This is a genomic window from Mycobacterium asiaticum DSM 44297 (genome assembly GCF_000613245.1).
Lineage (GTDB): Bacteria > Actinomycetota > Actinomycetes > Mycobacteriales > Mycobacteriaceae > Mycobacterium > Mycobacterium asiaticum.
Map to the genome: position 1 here is coordinate 482,259 of NZ_HG964939.1, position 19,700 is coordinate 501,958.

19 protein-coding genes are annotated in these 19,700 nt (G+C 66.6%); 5 read left to right on the plus strand and 14 right to left on the minus strand.

What is annotated here, in order from left to right; genetic code table 11:
• Nucleotides 1-32: 32 nt before the first annotated feature.
• From BN972_RS26220 to BN972_RS26255, 8 genes are read right to left on the minus strand one after another with little or no spacing between them, the layout of a single operon-like run.
• The gene (locus BN972_RS26220) at nt 33-851 is read right to left on the minus strand and encodes an alpha/beta fold hydrolase (RefSeq protein WP_036365273.1); all 819 of its coding nucleotides are present in this window, start codon (nt 849-851) and stop codon (nt 33-35) included.
• Nucleotides 851-1,840, minus strand: coding sequence for a cyclase family protein (locus tag BN972_RS26225; protein WP_036365274.1), 990 nt, complete (start codon nt 1,838-1,840; stop codon nt 851-853). The genes BN972_RS26220 and BN972_RS26225 overlap by 1 nt, the downstream gene beginning before the upstream one ends.
• Nucleotides 1,840-2,649: a coniferyl-alcohol dehydrogenase gene (locus BN972_RS26230; RefSeq protein ID WP_036365277.1), complete on the minus strand. Its 810-nt coding sequence runs from the start codon at nt 2,647-2,649 to the stop codon at nt 1,840-1,842. Before BN972_RS26230 ends, BN972_RS26225 begins: the two co-directional genes overlap by 1 nt.
• Before the next feature lie 28 nt (nt 2,650-2,677).
• Nucleotides 2,678-3,979 (minus strand): LLM class flavin-dependent oxidoreductase, encoded by a 1,302-nt coding sequence (locus BN972_RS26235; RefSeq protein ID WP_036365280.1) that lies wholly within the window; start codon nt 3,977-3,979, stop codon nt 2,678-2,680.
• A 2-nt stretch (nt 3,980-3,981) separates the two neighbouring features.
• Entirely contained in the window at nt 3,982-5,754 is a 1,773-nt protein-coding gene (locus BN972_RS26240) for an FAD-binding protein (protein ID WP_036365283.1), read from the minus strand.
• On the minus strand, nt 5,751-6,671 hold the full coding sequence (locus tag BN972_RS26245) for a 3-carboxyethylcatechol 2,3-dioxygenase (protein WP_036365287.1): 921 nt from the start codon (nt 6,669-6,671) through the stop codon (nt 5,751-5,753). Before BN972_RS26245 ends, BN972_RS26240 begins: the two co-directional genes overlap by 4 nt.
• Complete coding sequence (locus BN972_RS26250) at nt 6,619-8,301, minus strand: bifunctional 3-(3-hydroxy-phenyl)propionate/3-hydroxycinnamic acid hydroxylase (RefSeq protein WP_036365290.1); 1,683 nt, start codon at nt 8,299-8,301, stop codon at nt 6,619-6,621. The genes BN972_RS26245 and BN972_RS26250 overlap by 53 nt, the downstream gene beginning before the upstream one ends.
• Nucleotides 8,301-9,164: an alpha/beta fold hydrolase gene (locus BN972_RS26255; protein WP_036365292.1), complete on the minus strand. Its 864-nt coding sequence runs from the start codon at nt 9,162-9,164 to the stop codon at nt 8,301-8,303. The genes BN972_RS26250 and BN972_RS26255 overlap by 1 nt, the downstream gene beginning before the upstream one ends.
• Before the next feature lie 85 nt (nt 9,165-9,249).
• On the opposite strand from BN972_RS26255, the gene BN972_RS26260 reads away from it, so the two are divergent.
• The gene (locus BN972_RS26260) at nt 9,250-9,945 is read left to right on the plus strand and encodes an IclR family transcriptional regulator (protein WP_051545814.1); all 696 of its coding nucleotides are present in this window, start codon (nt 9,250-9,252) and stop codon (nt 9,943-9,945) included.
• A gap of 14 nt (nt 9,946-9,959) precedes the next feature.
• Nucleotides 9,960-11,585, plus strand: coding sequence for an FAD-dependent oxidoreductase (locus BN972_RS26265; protein ID WP_036365297.1), 1,626 nt, complete (start codon nt 9,960-9,962; stop codon nt 11,583-11,585).
• Here BN972_RS26265 and BN972_RS26270 read toward each other — a convergent pair.
• Complete coding sequence (locus tag BN972_RS26270) at nt 11,575-12,792, minus strand: sensor histidine kinase (protein ID WP_036365300.1); 1,218 nt, start codon at nt 12,790-12,792, stop codon at nt 11,575-11,577. The genes BN972_RS26265 and BN972_RS26270 overlap by 11 nt on opposite strands.
• 60 nt (nt 12,793-12,852) lie before the next feature.
• Here BN972_RS26270 and BN972_RS26275 point away from each other — a divergent pair, with 60 nt between their 5' ends.
• Nucleotides 12,853-13,506 carry a response regulator gene (locus tag BN972_RS26275; protein ID WP_036365972.1) on the plus strand — a complete coding sequence of 218 codons (654 nt, stop codon included), beginning with the start codon at nt 12,853-12,855 and terminating at the stop codon, nt 13,504-13,506.
• A 7-nt stretch (nt 13,507-13,513) separates the two neighbouring features.
• On the opposite strand, the gene BN972_RS26280 is transcribed toward BN972_RS26275, so the two are convergent.
• Nucleotides 13,514-14,392, minus strand: coding sequence for an ArgK/MeaB family GTPase (locus tag BN972_RS26280; RefSeq protein WP_036365303.1), 879 nt, complete (start codon nt 14,390-14,392; stop codon nt 13,514-13,516).
• Nucleotides 14,393-14,543: 151 nt separating this feature from the next.
• On the opposite strand from BN972_RS26280, the gene BN972_RS26285 reads away from it, so the two are divergent.
• Nucleotides 14,544-15,413 carry a proline iminopeptidase-family hydrolase gene (locus tag BN972_RS26285; RefSeq protein ID WP_036365305.1) on the plus strand — a complete coding sequence of 290 codons (870 nt, stop codon included), beginning with the start codon at nt 14,544-14,546 and terminating at the stop codon, nt 15,411-15,413.
• Nucleotides 15,414-15,503: 90 nt separating this feature from the next.
• Entirely contained in the window at nt 15,504-16,307 is an 804-nt protein-coding gene (locus tag BN972_RS26290; protein WP_036365306.1) for a transglutaminase-like domain-containing protein, read from the plus strand.
• Between the two features lie 85 nt (nt 16,308-16,392).
• Here BN972_RS26290 and BN972_RS26295 read toward each other — a convergent pair whose 3' ends face one another.
• From BN972_RS26295 to BN972_RS26310, 4 genes are all read right to left on the minus strand, one after another.
• A complete protein-coding gene (locus BN972_RS26295; protein ID WP_036365308.1) occupies nt 16,393-17,160 on the minus strand; it encodes an enoyl-CoA hydratase/isomerase family protein in 768 nt (255 codons plus the stop codon).
• Nucleotides 17,161-18,249, minus strand: coding sequence for an acyl-CoA dehydrogenase family protein (locus BN972_RS26300; protein WP_036365310.1), 1,089 nt, complete (start codon nt 18,247-18,249; stop codon nt 17,161-17,163).
• The gene (locus tag BN972_RS26305; protein WP_036365313.1) at nt 18,236-19,141 is read right to left on the minus strand and encodes an acyl-CoA dehydrogenase family protein; all 906 of its coding nucleotides are present in this window, start codon (nt 19,139-19,141) and stop codon (nt 18,236-18,238) included. The genes BN972_RS26300 and BN972_RS26305 overlap by 14 nt, the downstream gene beginning before the upstream one ends.
• The coding region (locus BN972_RS26310) for a class I adenylate-forming enzyme family protein (protein ID WP_036365315.1) at nt 19,119-19,700 on the minus strand (582 nt) is incomplete at its 5' end. The genes BN972_RS26310 and BN972_RS26305, both read right to left, overlap by 23 nt.

The window sequence follows — 19,700 nt, forward strand, 5'->3', positions numbered from 1 at the left end:
CTCGGCGACTCGTCTGCCCCATGCCGAGCCCGTCAGCCGCCGAAAAAGTTGAGCAGCAACTCGTTGACCACCGCGGCCTGTTCGATCTGCGGGCAGTGCCCGGCACGGGGAACCACCACCGATCGCGCACCGTCGATCTGGCCGGCAATCTGCGCGGCCCAGCCCGGCGGAAGGAGTTTGTCGCCGCCGCCCTCGATGACCAACGTTGGCACCCCGATCCGATGGTACGGACGCGCACTGGATGGGGCCGCCGTTGCAGCGGCGTTGGGACGCCGAAACCTGGCCGCGGCCACCGCTTCCCACGCACCCGGGGCAGTGCTGGAGGTGTAGCGGCGCCACACATAGTCCTCGTCGGCCGGGTAACCGGCGTCGTAGAACAGCGCCTCGACGATGTTGCGCATCGCCGGCAATGTGGCGTCGTACTGCTGCAAAGCATCGAAGTGGTGGTTCTGCTGAATCTCCCCGCCGCCGCAGATGATCGCCATGCTGCGCACCGGCAGTAACGGCGCCTCCGACGTCGTGTCGGTGAGCAGATTGATGGCGCCCATCGAGTTTCCGGCGAAGTGCGCCGACTCGACGCCGAGCAGCCGGCAGAACCGGGCGACATGCCGGATTCGCATGGCCCTGCTGTTGACGAAGTCGATGACCTTGGCCGACTGACCGAAGCCGAGCTGATCGGGTGCCAGCACCCGGTACCGTGCGGCAAGCGCGGGTATCGTTCGCTCCCAGCCTAAATCGGCGCTGGCGCCGAACTCACCGCCATGCAACAGCACCACCGGTTCACCCTCACCGGCTTCTAGGTAGCTGGTGATCAGGCCGTCGACCTCAATGGTTCTGCGGTGTATCTCCATCACTTGATCGCGATCGGATTGACCGGCGAACCCACCGCGCCGGTGAAGCGCAGCGGTGGTGCTATCAACTGGAATTCGTAGACGCCGTCCGCGGCGCAGTCGGCGGCGAGCGCGGTCAGGTCCCAATATTCGCCGAGCATCAGGCCCATGTCACGCAGGCAGAGCAGATGGAAAGGCAGGAACAGGCCTTCGACGCCGGACACCGGATCCTCGACCTGTAGGTTGTCGGAAGCGACGGCGGCGACGTCGTGGTCGTGCAGCCATTGCGCGCAACGCCAATCCAGGCCGGAATAGGGCTCGACCTTGTCGCCGGTGTGCAGAAACCTTGCCCACCAGCCGGTTCGGACCAGCACGATGTCGCCACTGTCGATCCGAACGCCCTGTGCGCGGACAACGTCGTCCAGTTCCTCCGGGGTGATCGGGTTGCCGTGTTCGAGGAACACCTCGGCGCCGCGGTGCCGCACCAGGTCGAGCAGCACCCCACGGGAGGTGATGCCTTTGACGTCAACCTTGTCGATGCCGCAGTGGAATGCACCCAGGCTGGTCACCGAATCGGCAGGAAAGCCGTTGTAAAGCCGGTCCTCGTAATACACGTGGGACAGCGCATCCCACTGCGTGGCGGCCTGCAGCGGCATGATGATCATGTCGTCGTTGAACCGGAACGGATTGTCGGCGAGGTAACCGCTCAGCTGGGCGGCGGTCGGATTCTTCTCCCAACCGGGCCCGTACTGCAGCAGGGAGTTCGCGTCTCCCCCGTCGACGGTCATCACGTGCACGGGATTGTGCCGGAAGCCAAAGGCCCCTTGGGGTCCCGAGGATCCGAAGTCCACACCTAGCGGGAAGACCTTGCCGTGTCGGACCAGGCTTGCCGCCTGCAGCACCTTCTCGGGAGTGATGAAGTTCAGGGTCCCCAACTCGTCGTCATCGCCCCACCGGCCCCAGTTGCTGACGTCGTTGGCGACCCGGCGAAAATCAGCCATCGTGGCCATCAGGCCTCCTCGAGTTCATGGGCGATGGCGGTGCCGACGTTTCCGCCGTCGACCCAGACGACCTGGCCGGAAATATAGCTTGCGGCTGCGCTATTCAAGAACAGCAGCACGGCGGCCTGTTCCGCTGGATCGGACACCCGGCCCAGTGGCTTGGGGATGTCGTCGAGAAATGCCGGTCCGTACGCGGTCCGGAGTTGGTCCAGGATCGGTGTTTCGGTGACCCCCGGGCCGGTGCAATTGATCCGGATACCGCGCGCACCGAGCGCGGCGGCGCTTCGCATGGTGTAAAGGATGACGGCTTCCTTGGCCAGTTGGTAACCCGAGCCCAACGTCTCCGGGTGACGCTGGGCCCATTCGGCGCCCTCCTGCATCGTCGCGGTGCGCAACAGCGGCGCGACGTCGCGCAGGTGCTCGCGGTAGCCGGACGCGGCCAGTGAGGACACGCTGACGATCGACGATCCCACCGTCATCGTGGGGATCACCGCTTCGGTGAGATGGCGCAAGCCGAGGAAGTTGACGGTGAGGACAAGGTGTGGGTCGCCGACTCCCGAGGAGACACCCGCGACGTTGAACAGCACGTCGACGGGCCCCCCGACGGCTGCCACCGCTTGCTCGATCGATGCGGGGTCGGCCAGGTCGACTTCATGGAAAGCGTTGAGGTCGACCGCGGGTCGCCGTTTGTCCAGTCCCACCACTTCGGCACCGAGCTCGGTCAGCCCGGAGACCACGCGTGCGCCGATGCCCGAGGCGCATCCGGTCACCACGGCACGACGGCCGTCGTAGCGCCACAGCTCGTCGTATCGGGTCAACCGCTCTCCCTTGCCGGCCGAGCTTTCGTCACTTGCCCTGCTCTTTCAACCGCTGCGCCGCCTGCACCCGGCCCTCGTTGATCTCGGCCATCGCCTCCGGGATCTCGCTGGCGGTGAACTTACCGCCGCGCCCGGTCGGCAGCCCACCGAACGAGTAGTTCTCGTCGAACGGCGGCACCGTCGATTCGGGCCGGCGCGCCTCCACCTTCTCGATGACCGGTGCCAGCCGTGCGACCTTGTCGGCAACCGCCTTTTCATCCCGTTCGATGAACTCGGGCAGCACCTCTTTGCCCATCAATTCGATGGATTCCATGGTGCCTTCGTGACTGCGCGGGTTGAGTAGCAGAATGATCTCGTCCACACCGCTTTCTTCGTAGCCGCGCAAGAACTCACGCACGGTGGCCGGCGATCCGATCGCGCCCCGGCCGGGACCATAGGCCAGGGTCGGGTCCTTTTCGACCTCTTCGAGATAACGTTCCCAGACGCCGGTCCGGCCCGGGGTGTGCACACCGGTCATGTAGTAGTGCATGATCCCGAATGAGAAGAAGCCGCCGCCCTTGCCGAGGCGTTGTAGCGCCAGGTCGTCGGACTTGGCGACCATCATCGACAGGTCCCCGCCGATGGCCAGGATATTCGGGTTGATCGCGGGGGTGACGGGTACGCCGTTCTCCTCGAATTCCTTGTAGTAGCCGTTGACCCGCTCGGTCAGCGGGCCGGGCCCGGTGTAGGCGAAACTCAGTGCGCCGATTGCTTTTTGGGCCGCCATCTGCACGCTGGCCGGGCGGGTACAGGCCACCCAGACCGGGGGGTGCGGCTTCTGCAGCGGCTTGGGAATGACGTTACGAGCCGGCATCTGGATGTGTTCACCCTTGAACCCGGAGAACGGCTCCTCGATCATGCAACGGATGGAGACCTCGAGCGCCTCCTCCCACTGCGCGCGCTTGTCGGCGGGATCGATGTTGAATCCGCCTAGTTCGCCGACCGAAGACGACTCGCCGGTGCCGAACTCCACGCGCCCGTTGGACAGCAGGTCCAGGGTGGCGATCCGCTCGGCCACCCGGGCCGGGTGATTGACCGCAGGCGGGAGATGCATGATGCCGAATCCCAGCCGAATGTTCTTGGTGCGCTGGCTGGCCGCTGCCAGAAAGATCTCCGGGGCGGTGGAATGGCAGTACTCCTCGAGGAAGTGGTGCTCGGTCAGCCACACGGTGGAAAAGCCGGCCTTGTCCGCCGCCTCGACCTCGTCCAGGCAATCCTGCAGCATCTGGCGCTCGTCGTCGGGCACCCAGGGGCGCGGCAGCGCGAACTCGTAGAACAGCGAAATCTTCATCGTTACCTCCTGGGAGTATTCGGGGTCTGGGTTGCATCGAGCCCGGCGTCCTGTGCGACTTGGCGATTCGCCGCGTGATTCGCCGCGTGATTCGCCGCGACGAAGCCGAAGGTCATGGCGGGTCCGATGGTCGCACCCGCGCCGGCATAACTGCGGCCCATCACCGGTGCGGAGGTATTGCCCACCGCATAGAGTCCGGGTACCGCGGTGTCGTCGTCGCGCAGCACGCGGGCGAATTCATCGGTACGCAGGCCGCCGGAGGTGCCGAGGTCGCCCAGCACCACGCGGAACGCGTAGTACGGTGGGCCGCCGAGCGGGTACAGGTTGGGGTTGGGTAGCGTCGGGTCGCCGTAGTAGTTGTCGTAAACACTGTCGCCGCGGCAGAAGTCGTCGTCGTGGCCCCGGTGCGCGAGTTCGTTGAAGCGGGTGGCGGTAGCCCGAAGTTGTTGCGCCGGTACACCTATCTTGGCGGCCAGCTCCTCCCACGTCGAAGCGGCCTTGACGACGCCGGAGTTCAGCCAAGCCTTGGGTACCTTGCGCCCGGTGGGCACCGGCGCGCCGGGAACCTTCGGTATCGGCAGGTGGCCGCCGACGACATAGCGGTTGAACGATCGGTGGTCGGTGATCAGCCAGCACGGGATGTGCGTCACGCCGGTCTTCTGGCCTTCGATCATGGCGTGGCCGAAGTCCATATAGGGCGCCGCCTCGTTGATGAACCGCTTCCCGTCCCCGTTGACGATGAACTGGGCGGGCATCATCCGCTCGTTGAGCATGAATTGCATTCGCCCGTCCGGCCATTGGATGGCCGGAAACCACCACGCTTCGTCGAGCAGGTCGGTAGCGGCACCCACCTGTTGGCCGGCGCGGATACCATCGCCGGTGGCGGCCGGGTTGCCAAAGCTCCAATCCTGGTCCACCACCGGCTGATGCTCTTTGCGCCAGGCCATGTCGTGGTCGAAGCCGCCGGAGGCCAGGATGACCCCGCGCCGTGCACCGATCCGCAGTGGCGTGCCGCCGCGGTCCACTAGTGCCCCGACCACCGATCCGTCGGCGTCGGTGCGCAGTTCGATCATCGGCGTGTTCAGCCATAGCGGTACGCCGCCGTCTCGCAGCGCCAGCCGCAGTCGTGCGGCCAGCGACTGCCCGATGGCGGCGATCCGCTCGTCGAACACCCTGGCCCGGACCATTCGCGCGATCAGCTTCAGCAGTACGGCTTTACCGGCCCAGGACTGCCGAATCCGGTAAAAGGACCGAAGTTCCATGGGCCCCAGCCAGATTCCCTTCGGCGCCAGTGCCAGCGGTTGTAACAGCTTGTCTTCGTCATCGCCGAGCCGACGGAGGTCGATGGGCGGCACGTTGATGGTGCTGCCGAGTTTGGATCCGCCCGGCAATTCCGGGTAGTAGTCGGCATAGCCCGGTTTCCAGACGAATTCGAGCCACGGGCTGAGGCCTTCCAGAAACTCGAGCATCCGCGGCGCCGATTCGACGTACTGCCGGAGTCGGGCATCGCTGACCAGTCCGTCGGTGATCTGCCGCAGGTACTGCACGACCGCTTGGGGGTCGGGCGAGTAGCCCGCCCTGCGCTGTGCGGGTGCGCCCGGCACCCAGATGCCGCCGCCGGACAGCGCAGTGGAACCACCGAACTGCGGGGACTTTTCGATGACCAGTACATCCAGCCCGGCGGCCGCCGCCGTGAGGGCCGCGGTCATGCCGCCCGCGCCGGATCCGACGACGAGCACGTCGACGACCCGGTCGAAGCCGGCTGCGGCGGTCATTCGGCGGGCACCGCCGTCCGGACGGCGAACCCGGCGATCAGCGCGGCCGCCTGCCGGTAGTAACGCACCGTGGTCCGGTACGGGCCGGCCGTCGCCAGTGCCGCGAAAGCCGCTATCCAGGTGCGGATTTCATGTGCGGAGCTGCCGCCCTCGTGGGTGACGAAGGCATTCGACCAGTGGTCCAGATCGGCGAGATGCCCGCTGTCGACGATATCGAGGAAGCGCTGGTCCCAGGCCGGGTTGAGGGCCTGCAACGCACCGGTACCGTCGGCGAACTCCTTGGCGGCCTCGATCACCTGAGCCTGCCGGGCCTGGCGCTGCTCGGTGGTCATCGGCCGGCCATGCACGATGCGCTCCAGCACCGCCGGACCGGCAGTGGCCAGGGTGGGCACCGGGGGGCTGTGCGACAGGCCACCGGATCCGAGCACCAGTACCCTTCGTTCGAGGGCGGCCAGGAAGTTGCCGACCGCGGTGCCCAGTGCGCGACACCGATGCAGCGGTCCCAACGGGGCCGCGACAGCGTTGACAAAAATCGGTATCACCGGACGCGCGGTCGCCGCGCCCAGCAGCTTCTCCAGCGGCTGAACCGTGCCGTGGTCGACGTCCATGCTGGCCGACACCGCCACGTCCACCCCCTCGGCAAGGACCGCTTTGGCACAGGCTTCGGCGATGTCCTGGGCAACATCGAGTGGGCCTGCGTGGGTGCCGTAATCGCCGACGCTGTTGGCCTGCATGCCGATACAGAACGGCGGCATCACCTTGTAGAAGAATCCGTTGTAGTGATCTGGGGCGAAGATGACGACGAGCTCCGGGTCGTAGGCGGTGACGAACTCCCGCGCCTGGGCGATCGCGGCGTCGACATCGTCAAGCAGATCCCGCGGCGGCCCCGGTAGATTCAGCAGCGGGCTGTGCGACATACAGCAAAGAGCCAGTGGCACTGTCGATTTCACCCCCTCTCGGTGTCAGCGTCAGGGCATCGATCAGTGCCGCGCTCAATTCGGGCGACCGCTGGGCGATACACGCGCCGGCGATGCACCGATCCGGGCGCAGAAACACCACCGATTCCTCGTGGGCGTCGAACCAGGCTTTGAGCCCGCCCGAGCGATCACCAACGATGACCACGTCTGGATCGTCCTGGCCGGTCCAGTGCAGCTGCGTCAGCGGCCGGAGCGCAAAGAACCGCGCGCCCAGAGCTTTCCATTGCGCGAATGCCGGTTCGCCGAGGATCTGGCGGGGGTTGTTGTTCCAGCACATCACCGCGAACCAGGGGCCCAACACGTCGTCGAGCAGCACGTCTTGCTGGGTCCGGGTATCGACCCGGGGCTGCACGAACAACGTCCCAGCCGGTGATTCCGGCCGGTCGTGCAGGACGGCGCCGTGCTCGTAACGAGGCATCGGTTTGAACCGCATCTCCAGCACATACCGCTTGAGCGACGGCACGATCGACACGGATCGAATGAGCACGTCACGCGCGCCCGCTACCCTGCGGTTGGTCGGGGAGATGACCCGGCCCACCATTGTCGACAGGTCGATCATGGCTCGGGCGTGCTTGCGCCGCTCGACGTCGTAGGTGTCCAGCAACGCGTCACCGGCCTGGCCGCTGACCACCGCGGCGAGCTTCCAGCCCAGGTTGGCGGCGTCCCGGATGCCGCTGTTGTAGCCCTGCCCCTGCCAGACCGGCATCAGATGGGCCGCATCTCCCGCCAGCAGCATCCGGTCGGCACGGAAGGCACCGGCGATCCGCGAGTGGTGGGTGTAGACCCGCCGCCGGATCACCTCGACGCGATCTGGATGCGGCACCATGCGCGCCAGCATCTGCCTCAGAAACGCCGGGTCCTCGGCCTGCTCATCTGTCTCGTGGGCGTGAATCATGAACTCGAAGCGGCGGATTCCGTGCGCGATCGATATCGACGCGTACGGGCGCTCCGGGTCGGCACCCACCTCGCTGTTCGGGTGGCCCAGCGGGTCGTTGGCGATGTCGACCACCAGCCACCGGGTCGGTGACGTGGTGCCGTCGAAGGAAACGCCCATCATGCCGCGAGTCATGCTGCGCCCACCGTCGCAGCCCACCACATACCGCGCGCGCACCATGGTGGTGTCGTCGTTGCCACCGAGGGTGACGGTCACCGCGTCGGCGTCCTGGGTGCAGGAGGCCATCGGGCGGTTCCACCACACCTGCACGTGGTCGAATCTGTCCAGCCCGCGCAGCAATTCGGCATCGACCAGCGGCTGCACGAAGCCGTTGCGCTTAGGCCAGCCGAAACGCGCGTCCGGCGGCGCCATTTCGGCGAGCACTCGGCGCTTGGCGTCATAGAAGCGCAGGATCTGGTTCGGAACGGTGTGCGGCAGCACGTTGTCGACCAATCCGATCGACTGGAAGGTGCGCAACGCCTCGTCGTCCAGGCCGACCCCGCGGGGATAGTCGATGAGCGTCGAACGTTCGTCCACCACCAGGGTCCGAATGCCGTGCAGGCCAAGAATGTTGGCCAGGGTCAGGCCGACGGGGCCGGCGCCGACGACGACCACGTCGAAGCCCGGGCCGGCCATCAACGCCCCAGCAGGAAGTCGAGGTGCAACCGGTTGAAGGTCTTGGCGTCTTCGTACTGAGGCCAGTGACCGCAGCCCGGCATCACCTCGAACCTAGCCCCCGGAATCATCGACGCGATGCGGCGACCCTCGGGCACATCGGCGGTGGGGTCATCACTCGTCCACAGGACCAAGGTGGGCGCGGTGATCGAACCGTACTCCGCCGGGCCCAACAGGTTTCGGGCCCGGATCTCCGGATCCTGCAGCGCCATGATGTCGCGCATCGCCGAGACGAATCCGGACTGACGGTAGATGCGTTGTCTGCTGGCGACCAGGTCGTCGTAGTTCTTGGACTTGTCGGCCATCAACCATTTGATGCGTGCCTGCACGGTCTCCCAGGTCGGGTTCTCGGCAGCGGCCATCGACAGAGTGATGATTCGTTTCATCACCGCCGGGTCGGCCTGTGAGCCACCGGCGGTGTTGAGCACCAGTCGGTCGATGACGTCCGGATGGTCCACGGCGGCACGCGCGGCGACCCAACCGCCCAGCGACTCACCACTGAGTTTGATCCGGTCGGCCCCGATGCTGCGCACCACGGCCATCAGGTGCTCGACGTAGTGCCGGATCTCCAGCGGGTGGCCGGGTTTGTCGGTGTACCCGTGCCCGAGCATGTCGATCGACCACGTCCAGAAATGCTCGGCGTGCGCGGCCAGGTTCCGCACATAGGCCTCGGCGTGACCACCGGAGCCGTGCAACAACACCAGCACCGGCTTGCCTGGCTCGCCGGCGCGCAGGTAGCGGGTGCGCACGCCGCCCGCGTTGAGGTAGCCCTGGGAAAACTCAACGCCCTGCAGGTCGCTCCAGACGCTCTCGAACTCCGTCACGGTTCCTTCTTGCCGGAAATCCGGTTCTCGTTTTCGGACATCTTGTGTGCTAATATCGCACACTAATGTGCGTTATATATAGAGCTTGGCTCTCGCCCGGGGGTCTGTCAAGAGCGTGACGGGTTCGCAGACGCTTGCCCGGGGACTCACCGCGCTGCAACTGGTCGCGGCCTCCTCGACCGGGCTGACCATGCAGGAAGTCGCTGACCAGGTGGGAGTGCACCGCACCATCGCGTACCGACTGCTGACGACCCTGGCCCAATTCCGGTTGGTAGCCAAGGGTGAGGACGGCCGCTACCGGCCGGCCGCCGGGCTCGCCACACTGGGTGCATCGTTCGACCACAACGTGCGCCAGCTCTGCCTGCCGACACTGCGGGCGCTGGCCGACGAGCTCGGCACCACCGTGTCCTTGCTGGTGGCCGAGGGCGAGGAGCAGGTCGCGATCGCGGTGATCGTGCCGACTCAGGTCGCCTACCAACTCGCCTTCCACGAGGGCAGCCGCTACCCGCTGGATCGGGGTGCGGCCGGGATCGCGCTACTGGCGAGCATGCCCCCGCGGCCGGCCGAGCGCGGTCTGGTCACCGAAGCGCGCCAGCGCGGCTGGATCACCACGCACGGTGAAATCGAACCGAACACCTATGGCCTCGCGGTGCCGGTGCATCGCCCCGCGCCGTCGCCGCCGACGTGCATCAACTTGATCTCGCATCGGGAAGACGTGGTGATGCGTGGCAAGGACGCCGTCATCCAGGCCGCAGCGCGGTTGTCCGCGCTCCTGAGCTGAAAGGACCAAGCCTTTTGACTGACTGGGATACTGACTGGGATCAGGAATACGACGTCGTCGTGCTCGGTAGTGGTGCCGCCGGTCTGACGGCCGCCCTGACCGCGGCGGCGACCGGTGCCACGGTTCAGGTGTACGAAAAGGCGGCCACCGTCGGCGGAACCACTGCCGTCTCGGGTGGCATCGCGTGGATCCCCGCCCACAACCGTTGTCCGGACCGGGATTTGACGGTCGAGGACGCCTTGCGGTATCTGCGCGCACAGTCGTTCGGCTCGATGGACGACGCGCTCGTGGACACGTTCGTGCGGACCGGCCCGTCGATGCTCGACTTCGTCGAGGACCACAGCGGCCTGCGGTTCGAGGTGGCCACCGGCTTCCCCGACTACCAGCCCGAGTTGCCGGGTGGGCAGCCGACGGGTGGTCGTTCGCTGGGGGCGGCGCCGTTCGACCTTGGCCAGCTCGGTGACTGGGCCACCCGCATCACCGCGTTCCCCGCCGACTGGTCCAACGTCGGGTTCGACGCGGAGACCCGGGCCCGGCTGCACGCCGAGGTGGAGCGCGCCGGCGACCTGTGTGTGGCCGGAACGGCGCTGATCGCCGGTCTGCTGAAGGGTCTGCTGGACCTGGGGGTGGCCCCGTGCACCCACTCGCGCGCCACCGAACTGATCGGCGACTCCGAGGGTGTCGCGGGGGTGCGGATTGCCGGGCCAGAGGCAAGCATGAACGTCCGCGCGCGCCGCGGGATTATCCTGGGCACCGGCGGATTCGAATGGGATCCCGTTCTGGTGCAAGCTTTTCTGCGTGGGCCCATGCACGGCGCCGTGTCGCCGCCCAACAACACCGGCGACGGGTTGCGCATGGCCATGGCGCTCGGTGCGGACCTGGCGAACATGGGTGAGGCGTGGTGGGTGCCGATCGTGCGGATCCCGAACGACACCATCGAGGGCAGGCGGCGCAGCCGCAGTGTGCGATTGGAACGGACCCGCCCGCGCAGCATCATCGTCAATCAGGCCGGTCGGCGGTTCGTCAACGAGGCATGTGACTACAACTCGATGGCCGGTGCCTTTCACTACCTCGACCCGCGCGGCGGCTACGTGAATGACCGCGGCTGGATGGTGTTCGACGCAATTCATCTGCGCAACTACGGATTTCTCGGCATCGCACCGGGCGAACCGGTGCCGGACTGGTTCTGCGAGTCGGCCACCCTCGCCGAGCTGGCCGCGAAAACAGGCATCGACGCGGCGGGTCTGTCCCGTACCGTCGAGCAGTGGAACCGCAATGTCGCCGCCGGTGCCGATCCCGACTTCGGTCGCGGCTCCAGCGCGTACGACGGCTACTGGGGCGACGATCGCGCGACGACCCTGGCCGGAAAGACGTTGGGCCCCATTGACACCGCCCCCTACTACGCGGTGCCGGTGCACATCGGCGCGATGGGCACCAAGGGCGGCCCGCGGACCGATCGCGACGGCCGGGTGTTGCATGTCAACGGCCAACCCATCGCCGGACTGTTCGCCGCGGGCAACGCGATGGCCGGGGCCACCGGCCGGGCATACGGCGGTGCCGGCGGAACCATCGGCCCGGCAATGGTATTCGGGTATCGGGCCGGCTACGCGGCGGCTACCGGCGAGTCCGTCAAACCCTGACCGGCAACTGCACACGGACGTGCGTGCCCGCCGGGGTGGGTAGGAAGAGGAACGTGCCGCCGGCGGCGTCGACGCGGGCGCGGTGCGAGGCGAGTCCGATGTGCCCCTCCCCCAGCCGTCGCGCCATGGTGTCGTCGTTGACCCCCACGCCGTCGTCGGCCACATCCAGCACACAACTCTCACCGTTGATCTGCAGGCTGACCGAGGCGTGTTGGGCGCGGGCGTGACGCACCACGTTGGACAGCAATTCGCGGACCACGCCGAACACAATCGGATCGATGTCGTCGCGGATCGGATAGTCGATGTCAGTGCTGATTTCGATGCCTGAGCGGGCGGCGGTGAACCCGGCCAACTGTCGCACCGCCGCGCCCAGCCCGACCTGCTCGAGAACCGCAGGGTGCAGCTCGAAAGTGGCCTGGCGCAACCGTTCCGAGGCATTCTGCAACCCCGCCAACGCGCGGTTCACCCGCTCGTCGTCCGGGTCGTCACTCTGCAGTTCGATCAGCTCCTGGCGGGCGACCAGCACGTCCTGCAGGGGTCCGTCATGAATGGATTCGGAGATCCGGCGCTGCAACTCCTCCGAAGCCGTCATCGTCTGCGCCAGTAACTCCTCGCGCAACGCGCTCAACCCGGCAATCGAGCGCGCGTGCCGCTCCTCGATACGCACCACCACCAGTGCGGTGCCACACAGGAACGCATACAGCGCGAACCGGAAGACGGCCTCGGGCCAACCGATCGTCTGGACCATGACCGGGTCCTGGACGACAGCGAGTGCAAAACCGACCAGGGTGAAGGCCAGCACCACAGCGGCCCGCCGAGTCGAGACATCGAGGCCCACCAGCACCGGCAGCAGCGTCATGATCAGCAAAGGGTAGATGCCGTCGGTGGACAGCAATTGGTATCCCGTCAGCGCCACCACGTCGATCGCGGTGAAGGCGAACGGCTCCAGGCGGCGCATCTCGTCCAACGAGCCCACGCCGATCAACCGCCGGGACGGGCGGTACGCCAGCAACAGCGAACACACTGCGGTGAAGGCGTACGCACCGATCAAGATGCTTTGCTGGGCCCATTCCGAGCGCCGGGTTCCGATGAGCATGGCGGCGACCATGAGTCCCGCTACGGCGATCCTTAGAACCGAGGCTATGCGGTAGGACCTCAGCTGGTGCACCCGGCGCACCCGGTCCAGTTCGACGTCACTGGTCGCCACGGACCTACCGTACTCAGCCGGATCCGTTCGGCCTTTGCCGGCAGCCGCTACACTTTCGCCATGGTCGGCGCGGGGACGCCTGAAAAAGTGCGGGTGGTGGTCGGCGATGATCACCCGTTGTTCCGTGAGGGTGTGGTGCGCGCGCTTTCGCTGAGCGGTTCGGTGAACGTCGTCGGTGAGGCGGATGACGGTTCGGCCGCCCTCGAATTGATCAAGGAGCATTTGCCGGACGTCGCCCTGCTCGATTACCGCATGCCCAAGATGGACGGCGCGCAGGTGGCCGCGGCGGTGCGTAGCAACGACTTGCCGACCCGAGTATTGCTGATATCCGCGCACGACGAGTCGGCGATCGTGTACCAGGCTCTGCAACAGGGCGCCGCCGGATTCCTGTTGAAGGATTCGACCCGCACAGAGATCGTCAAAGCGGTACTCGATTGCGCCGAGGGCCGTGACGTGGTGGCCCCCGCACTGGTCGGCGGACTGGCCGGCGAGATCCGCCAGCGCGCCGCACCGAGCGCTCCGGTGCTCAGCGCGCGCGAACGCGAGGTGCTCAACCGTATCGCGCGCGGCCAAAGCATTCCGGCGATCGCCGGCGAGCTTTATGTGGCACCGTCGACCGTCAAAACTCATGTGCAGCGCCTCTACGAGAAGCTCGGAGTCAGTGACCGCGCCGCCGCCGTCGCCGAAGCGATGCGCCAGGGGCTGCTGAACTAGTTGCCGCTCAGTCCTGTTGCGGCGCAGGTGATAACAGTCGGGCGGCGGCCGCATACGGGTCGTCCCGGCCGTCCACCACCGCCTCGGCGAGGAGGTCGAGGTCTGTCCGGTTGCGCAGTAACGTCTGGGCCAGGGACAGGATCTGCGCGCGGGCACGGGCCAACCGACGAGTGCGGTTGTCGGCGCGATGATGAGCCTCGATCGCGGCTACCAGGTCCGGCAGGCCGTCGCCGCGGGCGGCGACGAGACTCACGATCGGGGCGGCGGTTTCCGCCCGCAGGTCCCGTACCGTCTGCGCCGCGCCGTCGCGGTCGGCTTTATTGACCACCACGACGTCGGCGACTTCCAGCAGACCCGCCTTCGCGGCCTGCACCGCGTCGCCCGCTCCCGGATTGAGGATGACGACCGTCGGATCGGCAACGGCGGCGATCTCGATCTCGGATTGGCCCACACCCACGGTTTCCAGCAGGACCACGTGGTACCCAATGGCGCCGACCAACCGGATCGCCGCGGGTACGGCCGCCGCCAGGCCGCCGAGATGTCCCCGGCTGGCCACCGAACGGATCAGGACGTCAGAGTCGTTGATGTGCGCGGTCATTCGGATGCGGTCGCCCAATAGCGCGCCCCCGCTGAACGGTGACGAAGGGTCCACCGCCAACACGGCCACCCGCCGGCCCTGCTCCCGGTACGCGCCGACCAACGCCGCGATCGTCGTCGATTTGCCGGCACCCGGTGGGCCGGTGATCCCGATGACCCGTACATCGGAGGAGGGGCCGACGACGGCCAGCACCTCGTCGCGGCGGTCGCTCTCGACCAAGCTCAGCAGCCGGCCGGCGGCGCGTGGCGAGCCACTGCGTGCTCGGGCAATCAGATCGGCGACGTCCATCGTGATGCTAGGCATCGGCTACCTCGACGACCGTCGAGGTGTCCTCACCTAGGATGACGTCGTCGGGCACGGGCTATCTCCACTTCAGAAAACCAAGAAACGAGAACACTATTCTCTCATCGCGAGAGTCTGAGTTGCAAGGAAGTGTCGGGTGAGCACGATCGAGGTGCCCGGCGGCACGGTCTGGTTCAAGCGGGTGGGCCCGACGAGCGCGGGAACGCCCGGGTTGCCACTGCTCGTGGTGCACGGCGGTCCGGGACTGCCGCATTACTACCTCAGTTCCCTCGAGCGTCTGGCTGATGAGCGGCCGGTCGTGTTCTGGGATCAGTTGGGCTGCGGGAATTCCGACCGGCCGGCCGACCGGTCCTTATGGACGATGGAGCGCTCGGTGGCCGAGATGGACGCCGTCATCCGAGGATTGGGGTTGGACGCTTACCACATCTTCGGCAACTCCTGGGGCGGCATGCTGGCCCAGCAGTACGTGCTCGACGTGCCGTCCGGTGCTGTCAGCCTGACCATTTCCAACAGCACCGCCTCGATACCCCGGTTCGCCGAGCACGTGACGCGGCTGAAGTCGCAGTTGGACGTGTCGACGCAGGACGCGATCGATCGTCACGAGGCGGCCGGAACCACCAGCGACGCGGAGTATCAGGCTGCGATCATGACCTGGAATGAGACATTTCTGTGCCGCGCACTGCCGTGGCCGGACGATCTCTATCGGGCATTCCAGAACATGGGGACCGAGATCTTCGAAACGATGTTCGGCCCCAGTGACTTTCACATCGTCGGGACCATCCGGGACTGGGACGTGCGCGATCGGTTGCGCGAGATCGCGCTTCCCACTTTGTTGCTGGCGGGCCGGTTCGACGAATGTTCCCCGGACGAGATGCGCGAGATGCACGAAACCATCGACGGCTCGCGGTTCGAGTTCTTCGAGCACAGCGCCCACCTGCCGTTCATCGAAGAGCCACAGAAATTCGACGCGGTGATGCGCGAATTTCTTCGCTGGCACGACGCTTGATTGACAAGCCACGAGATGCGGGTATAGACGCAGCGTGATTGGCTGCAAACGATGAAGCTACGACGGATTCGGAACAAAGGGGGCGCGTCGATGAAGCGTGAGGTCGCGGCGAGCCTGGGGGTCAAGGTGACCGATCCGACTTCGTTGGAGTTTCAGATCACCGCCGCAACCCTGCCGGGACTGGAAGTGAACGAGTCGTTGACGGCCACCCTGGACGGCAAGCCGATCTCGTTACGGGAGATCAGCGGACAGCACGGCACCCGGATCCACGCCGCCGAGGTCGGGGTGGGCGAACTGCGGGTCAACTATGAGGCCACCGTCGTGGGCACGGCCGACCCGCTGCCGGTCAACGACATCGACATCTCGACGTATCTGCGCCCCAGCCGTTACGCCGAGTCGGACAAGTTCTTCGGCTTCGCGGCCACCGAGTTCGGCCAATACACCAACTCGGTGACCCTGCTGGAAAAGGTGTCGTCCTGGGTCGGGACGCGGTTGAAATACGTTCCGGGATCCAGTGATCCGATCGACGGCGCCACAGACACGCTGCTGGCCGGGGCCGGTGTGTGCCGCGACTATGCGCATCTGGTGGTCGCGCTGTTGCGGGCGGTCAATGTCCCCGCCCGGCTGGTGGCGGTGTACGCGCCCGGCTGTCAGCCGATGGATTTCCATGCGGTGGCCGAAGCGCTGGTCGACGGACAGTGGCGGGTGGTGGATGCGACCTGTTTGGCGCCGCGGCAGACGATGGTGCGGATCGCCACCGGACGGGACGCCGCCGACACCGCCTTCCTGGACAACCACGGCGGCGCGATCGAGCTCACCGAAGCCGTGATCACTGCGGTCAGCAGTGACGACCTGCCCCGCGATTCCGTCGCCGACCTGGTGTCGCTGGGCTGAATCCGTTCACGAACCGAACCGCACTGCGACATTTCCCGCAGAATCTCGCAGTGTGGTTTGGTTCGCGACCCCGATCCGCGGCCGTCTAGTTCTTGCCGGCGTTGAGCTTGCTCACGATCGAACGGAAGTCCTCGGTCACGAACGACTGATGCTCGGCGGACAGGGCGTAGTCCAGGCTGGCGAGCACGGCGCGCTCAAGATGGATGTTGAGTACCCGCTTGGTGCTTTCCACCGCTTGCTGGGGTAGCTCCATGATGCGCTTCGCGCAGGCGATGGCTTCGGCGACCGGATCGTCGACCACGTGGTTGGCCAGCCCGAGTTCGACGGCCCGCTCGGCACGAATCCTGGTGCCGGTAAGGGCATATTCCTTGGCCAGCAGCAGGCTGATGTGCAGCGGCCAGGTCAGTGGTCCGCCGTCGGCGGCGACCAGGCCCACCTGTACGTGCGGATCGGCCAGGAACGCGTCGGGGGCGATGAACACCAGGTCGCTGAGCGCTACCAGACTGCAGCCGAGCCCGACCGCGGGCCCGTTGACGGCCGCGATAACCGGAATCCGGCAGCGGGCCATGCCCAGCACTATCTCCCGACCGTCGCGAATGGTCTTGGCGCGCAACTCGGCATCCTCGGCCAGCTCGGCGAGATAGGCAAAATCGCCACCGGCCGAGAAGGCTTTGCCACTGCCGGTGATCACCGCGGCACGGGCCGAGGCATCGTCGGTGAGCCGCTGCCACAGTCGGGCCAGTCCGACGTGCAGGTTGTCGTTGACGGCGTTCAGGTCGTCCGGGCGGTTGAGCGTGATGATGCGCAGCGCGCCGTCGGTTCGGACGTCGATTTCGCTTGGCATGTCATACATTCAGACTCCCAATCCCAGGATTCGTGCGGCGATGATGTTCTTCTGTATTTGTGATGTCCCGCCCATCACGCTCTGCGCGCGGCTGTACAGGTAGGCGCTGAGCAGATCCGGGTCGCGGGTTCCGCCGACCGCCAGCGCGGCGTGCCCCACGGATTGTTCCACCCAGGTCATCAGCAGTTTGTCCAGGGAGCCCTCGGGACCGTGGGACACCCCGTCAAGTTGTTCGGACAGTCGGCGCCGCACGTGGTGCGTCAGCATCTGCGCTTCGACCGCGGCCCACGCCACGTCGTCGTGGACCTCACCGTCGCTGCGGGCCACCAACTCTCGCACCAGCTTGTTGTAGCGCGCCGCGTAACCCAGTGTGGACGGTTCGCGTTCGTGGCCAACCACGGTCATGGCGACGGCCCAGCCGTCACCCGGCGCGCCCACCATCCGATCGGCCGGCACCGTGGCGCCGTCGAAGAACACCTGGCCGAACTCGTTTGTGACACCGTTGATCATGCGTAGCGGACGCTGTTGCACGCCAGGCTGTTTCATGCCGAGGACGAATGCTGAGAGCCCACGATGCCGTTTGGCGTCCGGATCGGTGCGGGCCAGCAGCAGGCACCAGTCGGCGACGTCGGAATAGCTGGTCCAGATTTTGTGCCCGTGGATGACGTAATTGTCGCCGTCTCGGGTGGCGGTGGTGGTCAGCGACGCCAGGTCCGACCCGGCGCCCGGTTCGCTGAAACCCTGGCACCAGCGCTCGGTGCCGTTGATGATGCCGGGCAGAAACCGTTGCCGCAGTGCGTCGCTGCCGTGCCGGCCGATCCCGAAGACCAGGTAGCCGACACTGGGCCGCGGCGGTGCGCCGGCCCGGGCCAATTCCTCGTCGACGATCACGTCGTACACCGGCGGCAGCTCCCGGCCGCCGTATTCACGCGGCCAGGACAGCCCGAAGAATCCCTCTTCGTACAATGCGCGGTGCCACTGCGCCTGGCGGGCCCAGTACTCGTCACCCGACCCGCCAAACTCCTTGGCGTGCACAGACAACCAGGACCGGAGCCGATCCCGGAACTCGGCTTCCTGGGCAGAGTCACGAAAGTCCACGAGCGACCTCCTTCAGGCTGACCGGCCACAGCTCGGTTGATGTGAGCGCCCGGCGCAAGTACACGTGCACCAGGCATTCCCAGGTGTTGCCGATGCCGCCGTGCACCTGAATCGCGGTCTCGCACACGGTTCGGGTGGCCCGGGCACAGTAGACCTTCGCCACCCGGGCCGCCTGGATGGCTTCGGTCGGATCCAGTTCGTCCACGGCCCATGCGGCATGGCGCAAGACGCTCACCGAGCCCTCGATCAAGGCGAGGCTTTCGGCCAGCAGGTGTGCCACGGCTTGATAGGAACCGATCGATTTGCCGTACTGTTCGCGGATTTTCGCGTAGTCGCAGGCGACCGCGTGTGCGCCGCGTGCCGACCCGACGAGGTCCGCGGCCGTGCCGACCAGGGCGAGGGCCAGCCAACGGTCGGCGGCCGCGGCGGGGATCTCGCCCAACGGGGCGGGCGATCCGGAGAGCGTCGCGGAGACCCGGGTAAGGTCTGCGCCGCCACCGTCGCCGGTGATCTCGTCGGCCAGCACCGTGGTGCCGGACAGCAGCAGGGCCCGCCGGTAGCCGCGGGCGTCGACGGCCAGATCGTCCACGGCGATTGTCGCGGAATCGATCTCGCCGTCGAGGTGGCGTGAAAGATCGTCGGCCAGCACCGGACCCAGAAACGGTGCGTCGAGGAGTCGGCGCCCGAATTCCTCTGCAACGATGGCCACTTCGACCCCCGATGCCTCATCCGAGCGAAGCGAGCGCCAACCGGTCAAGGCGATCTGCTTGTCCAGCCGGGTGATCCGGCTCTGGTCGGCCAGGTCCTGCACCGCCGCTGGGCCGAGGTCGTCGGCCAGCTTGGCTGCGGCGTCGCGCAATTGCTGTTGTTCAGCGGTCAGACGTACATCCATAGCTCTCCTTGAGCACTCTGCGCAGCACCTTGCCCGACGGCAGGCGAGGAATCTCCGGGACGAACACCACCCGGCTCAGACGTTTGTAGGACGCCAGCTGCGCTGCCACCCGGGCTGTCAGCTCCGCAGCGAAATCAGGGCTTTCACAGGGGGTTTGGGCGGCAACGGCGGCGACGACGGCTTCTCCGTTGAGGCCGTCGGGCACTCCGAAGACCGCGCAGTCCTTGACCCCCGGATGACCGTGCAGGACGGTCTCGATTTCAGCGGGTGCGACTTGGAACCCGCGCACCTTGATCATTTCCTTGAGGCGATCGGTGATCCGCAACCAGCCGCCCCCGTCGAGCCAGCCGACGTCCCCGGTGCGGTACCAGCCGCTACAGAGCGCGTCGGCCGTGGCCGTCTCGGGCAGGTAACCAGCCATCAGCGAATCCGACCGCGCCTGTATTTCACCGACTTCGCCGGGACCGACCTGCTCACCGGTCTGCAGCGAGACCACCCGTAGCTCCACGCCGGGCACCGCGCGGCCCACCGAGTCCAGCCGGGCCCCGTCCAGCGGGTT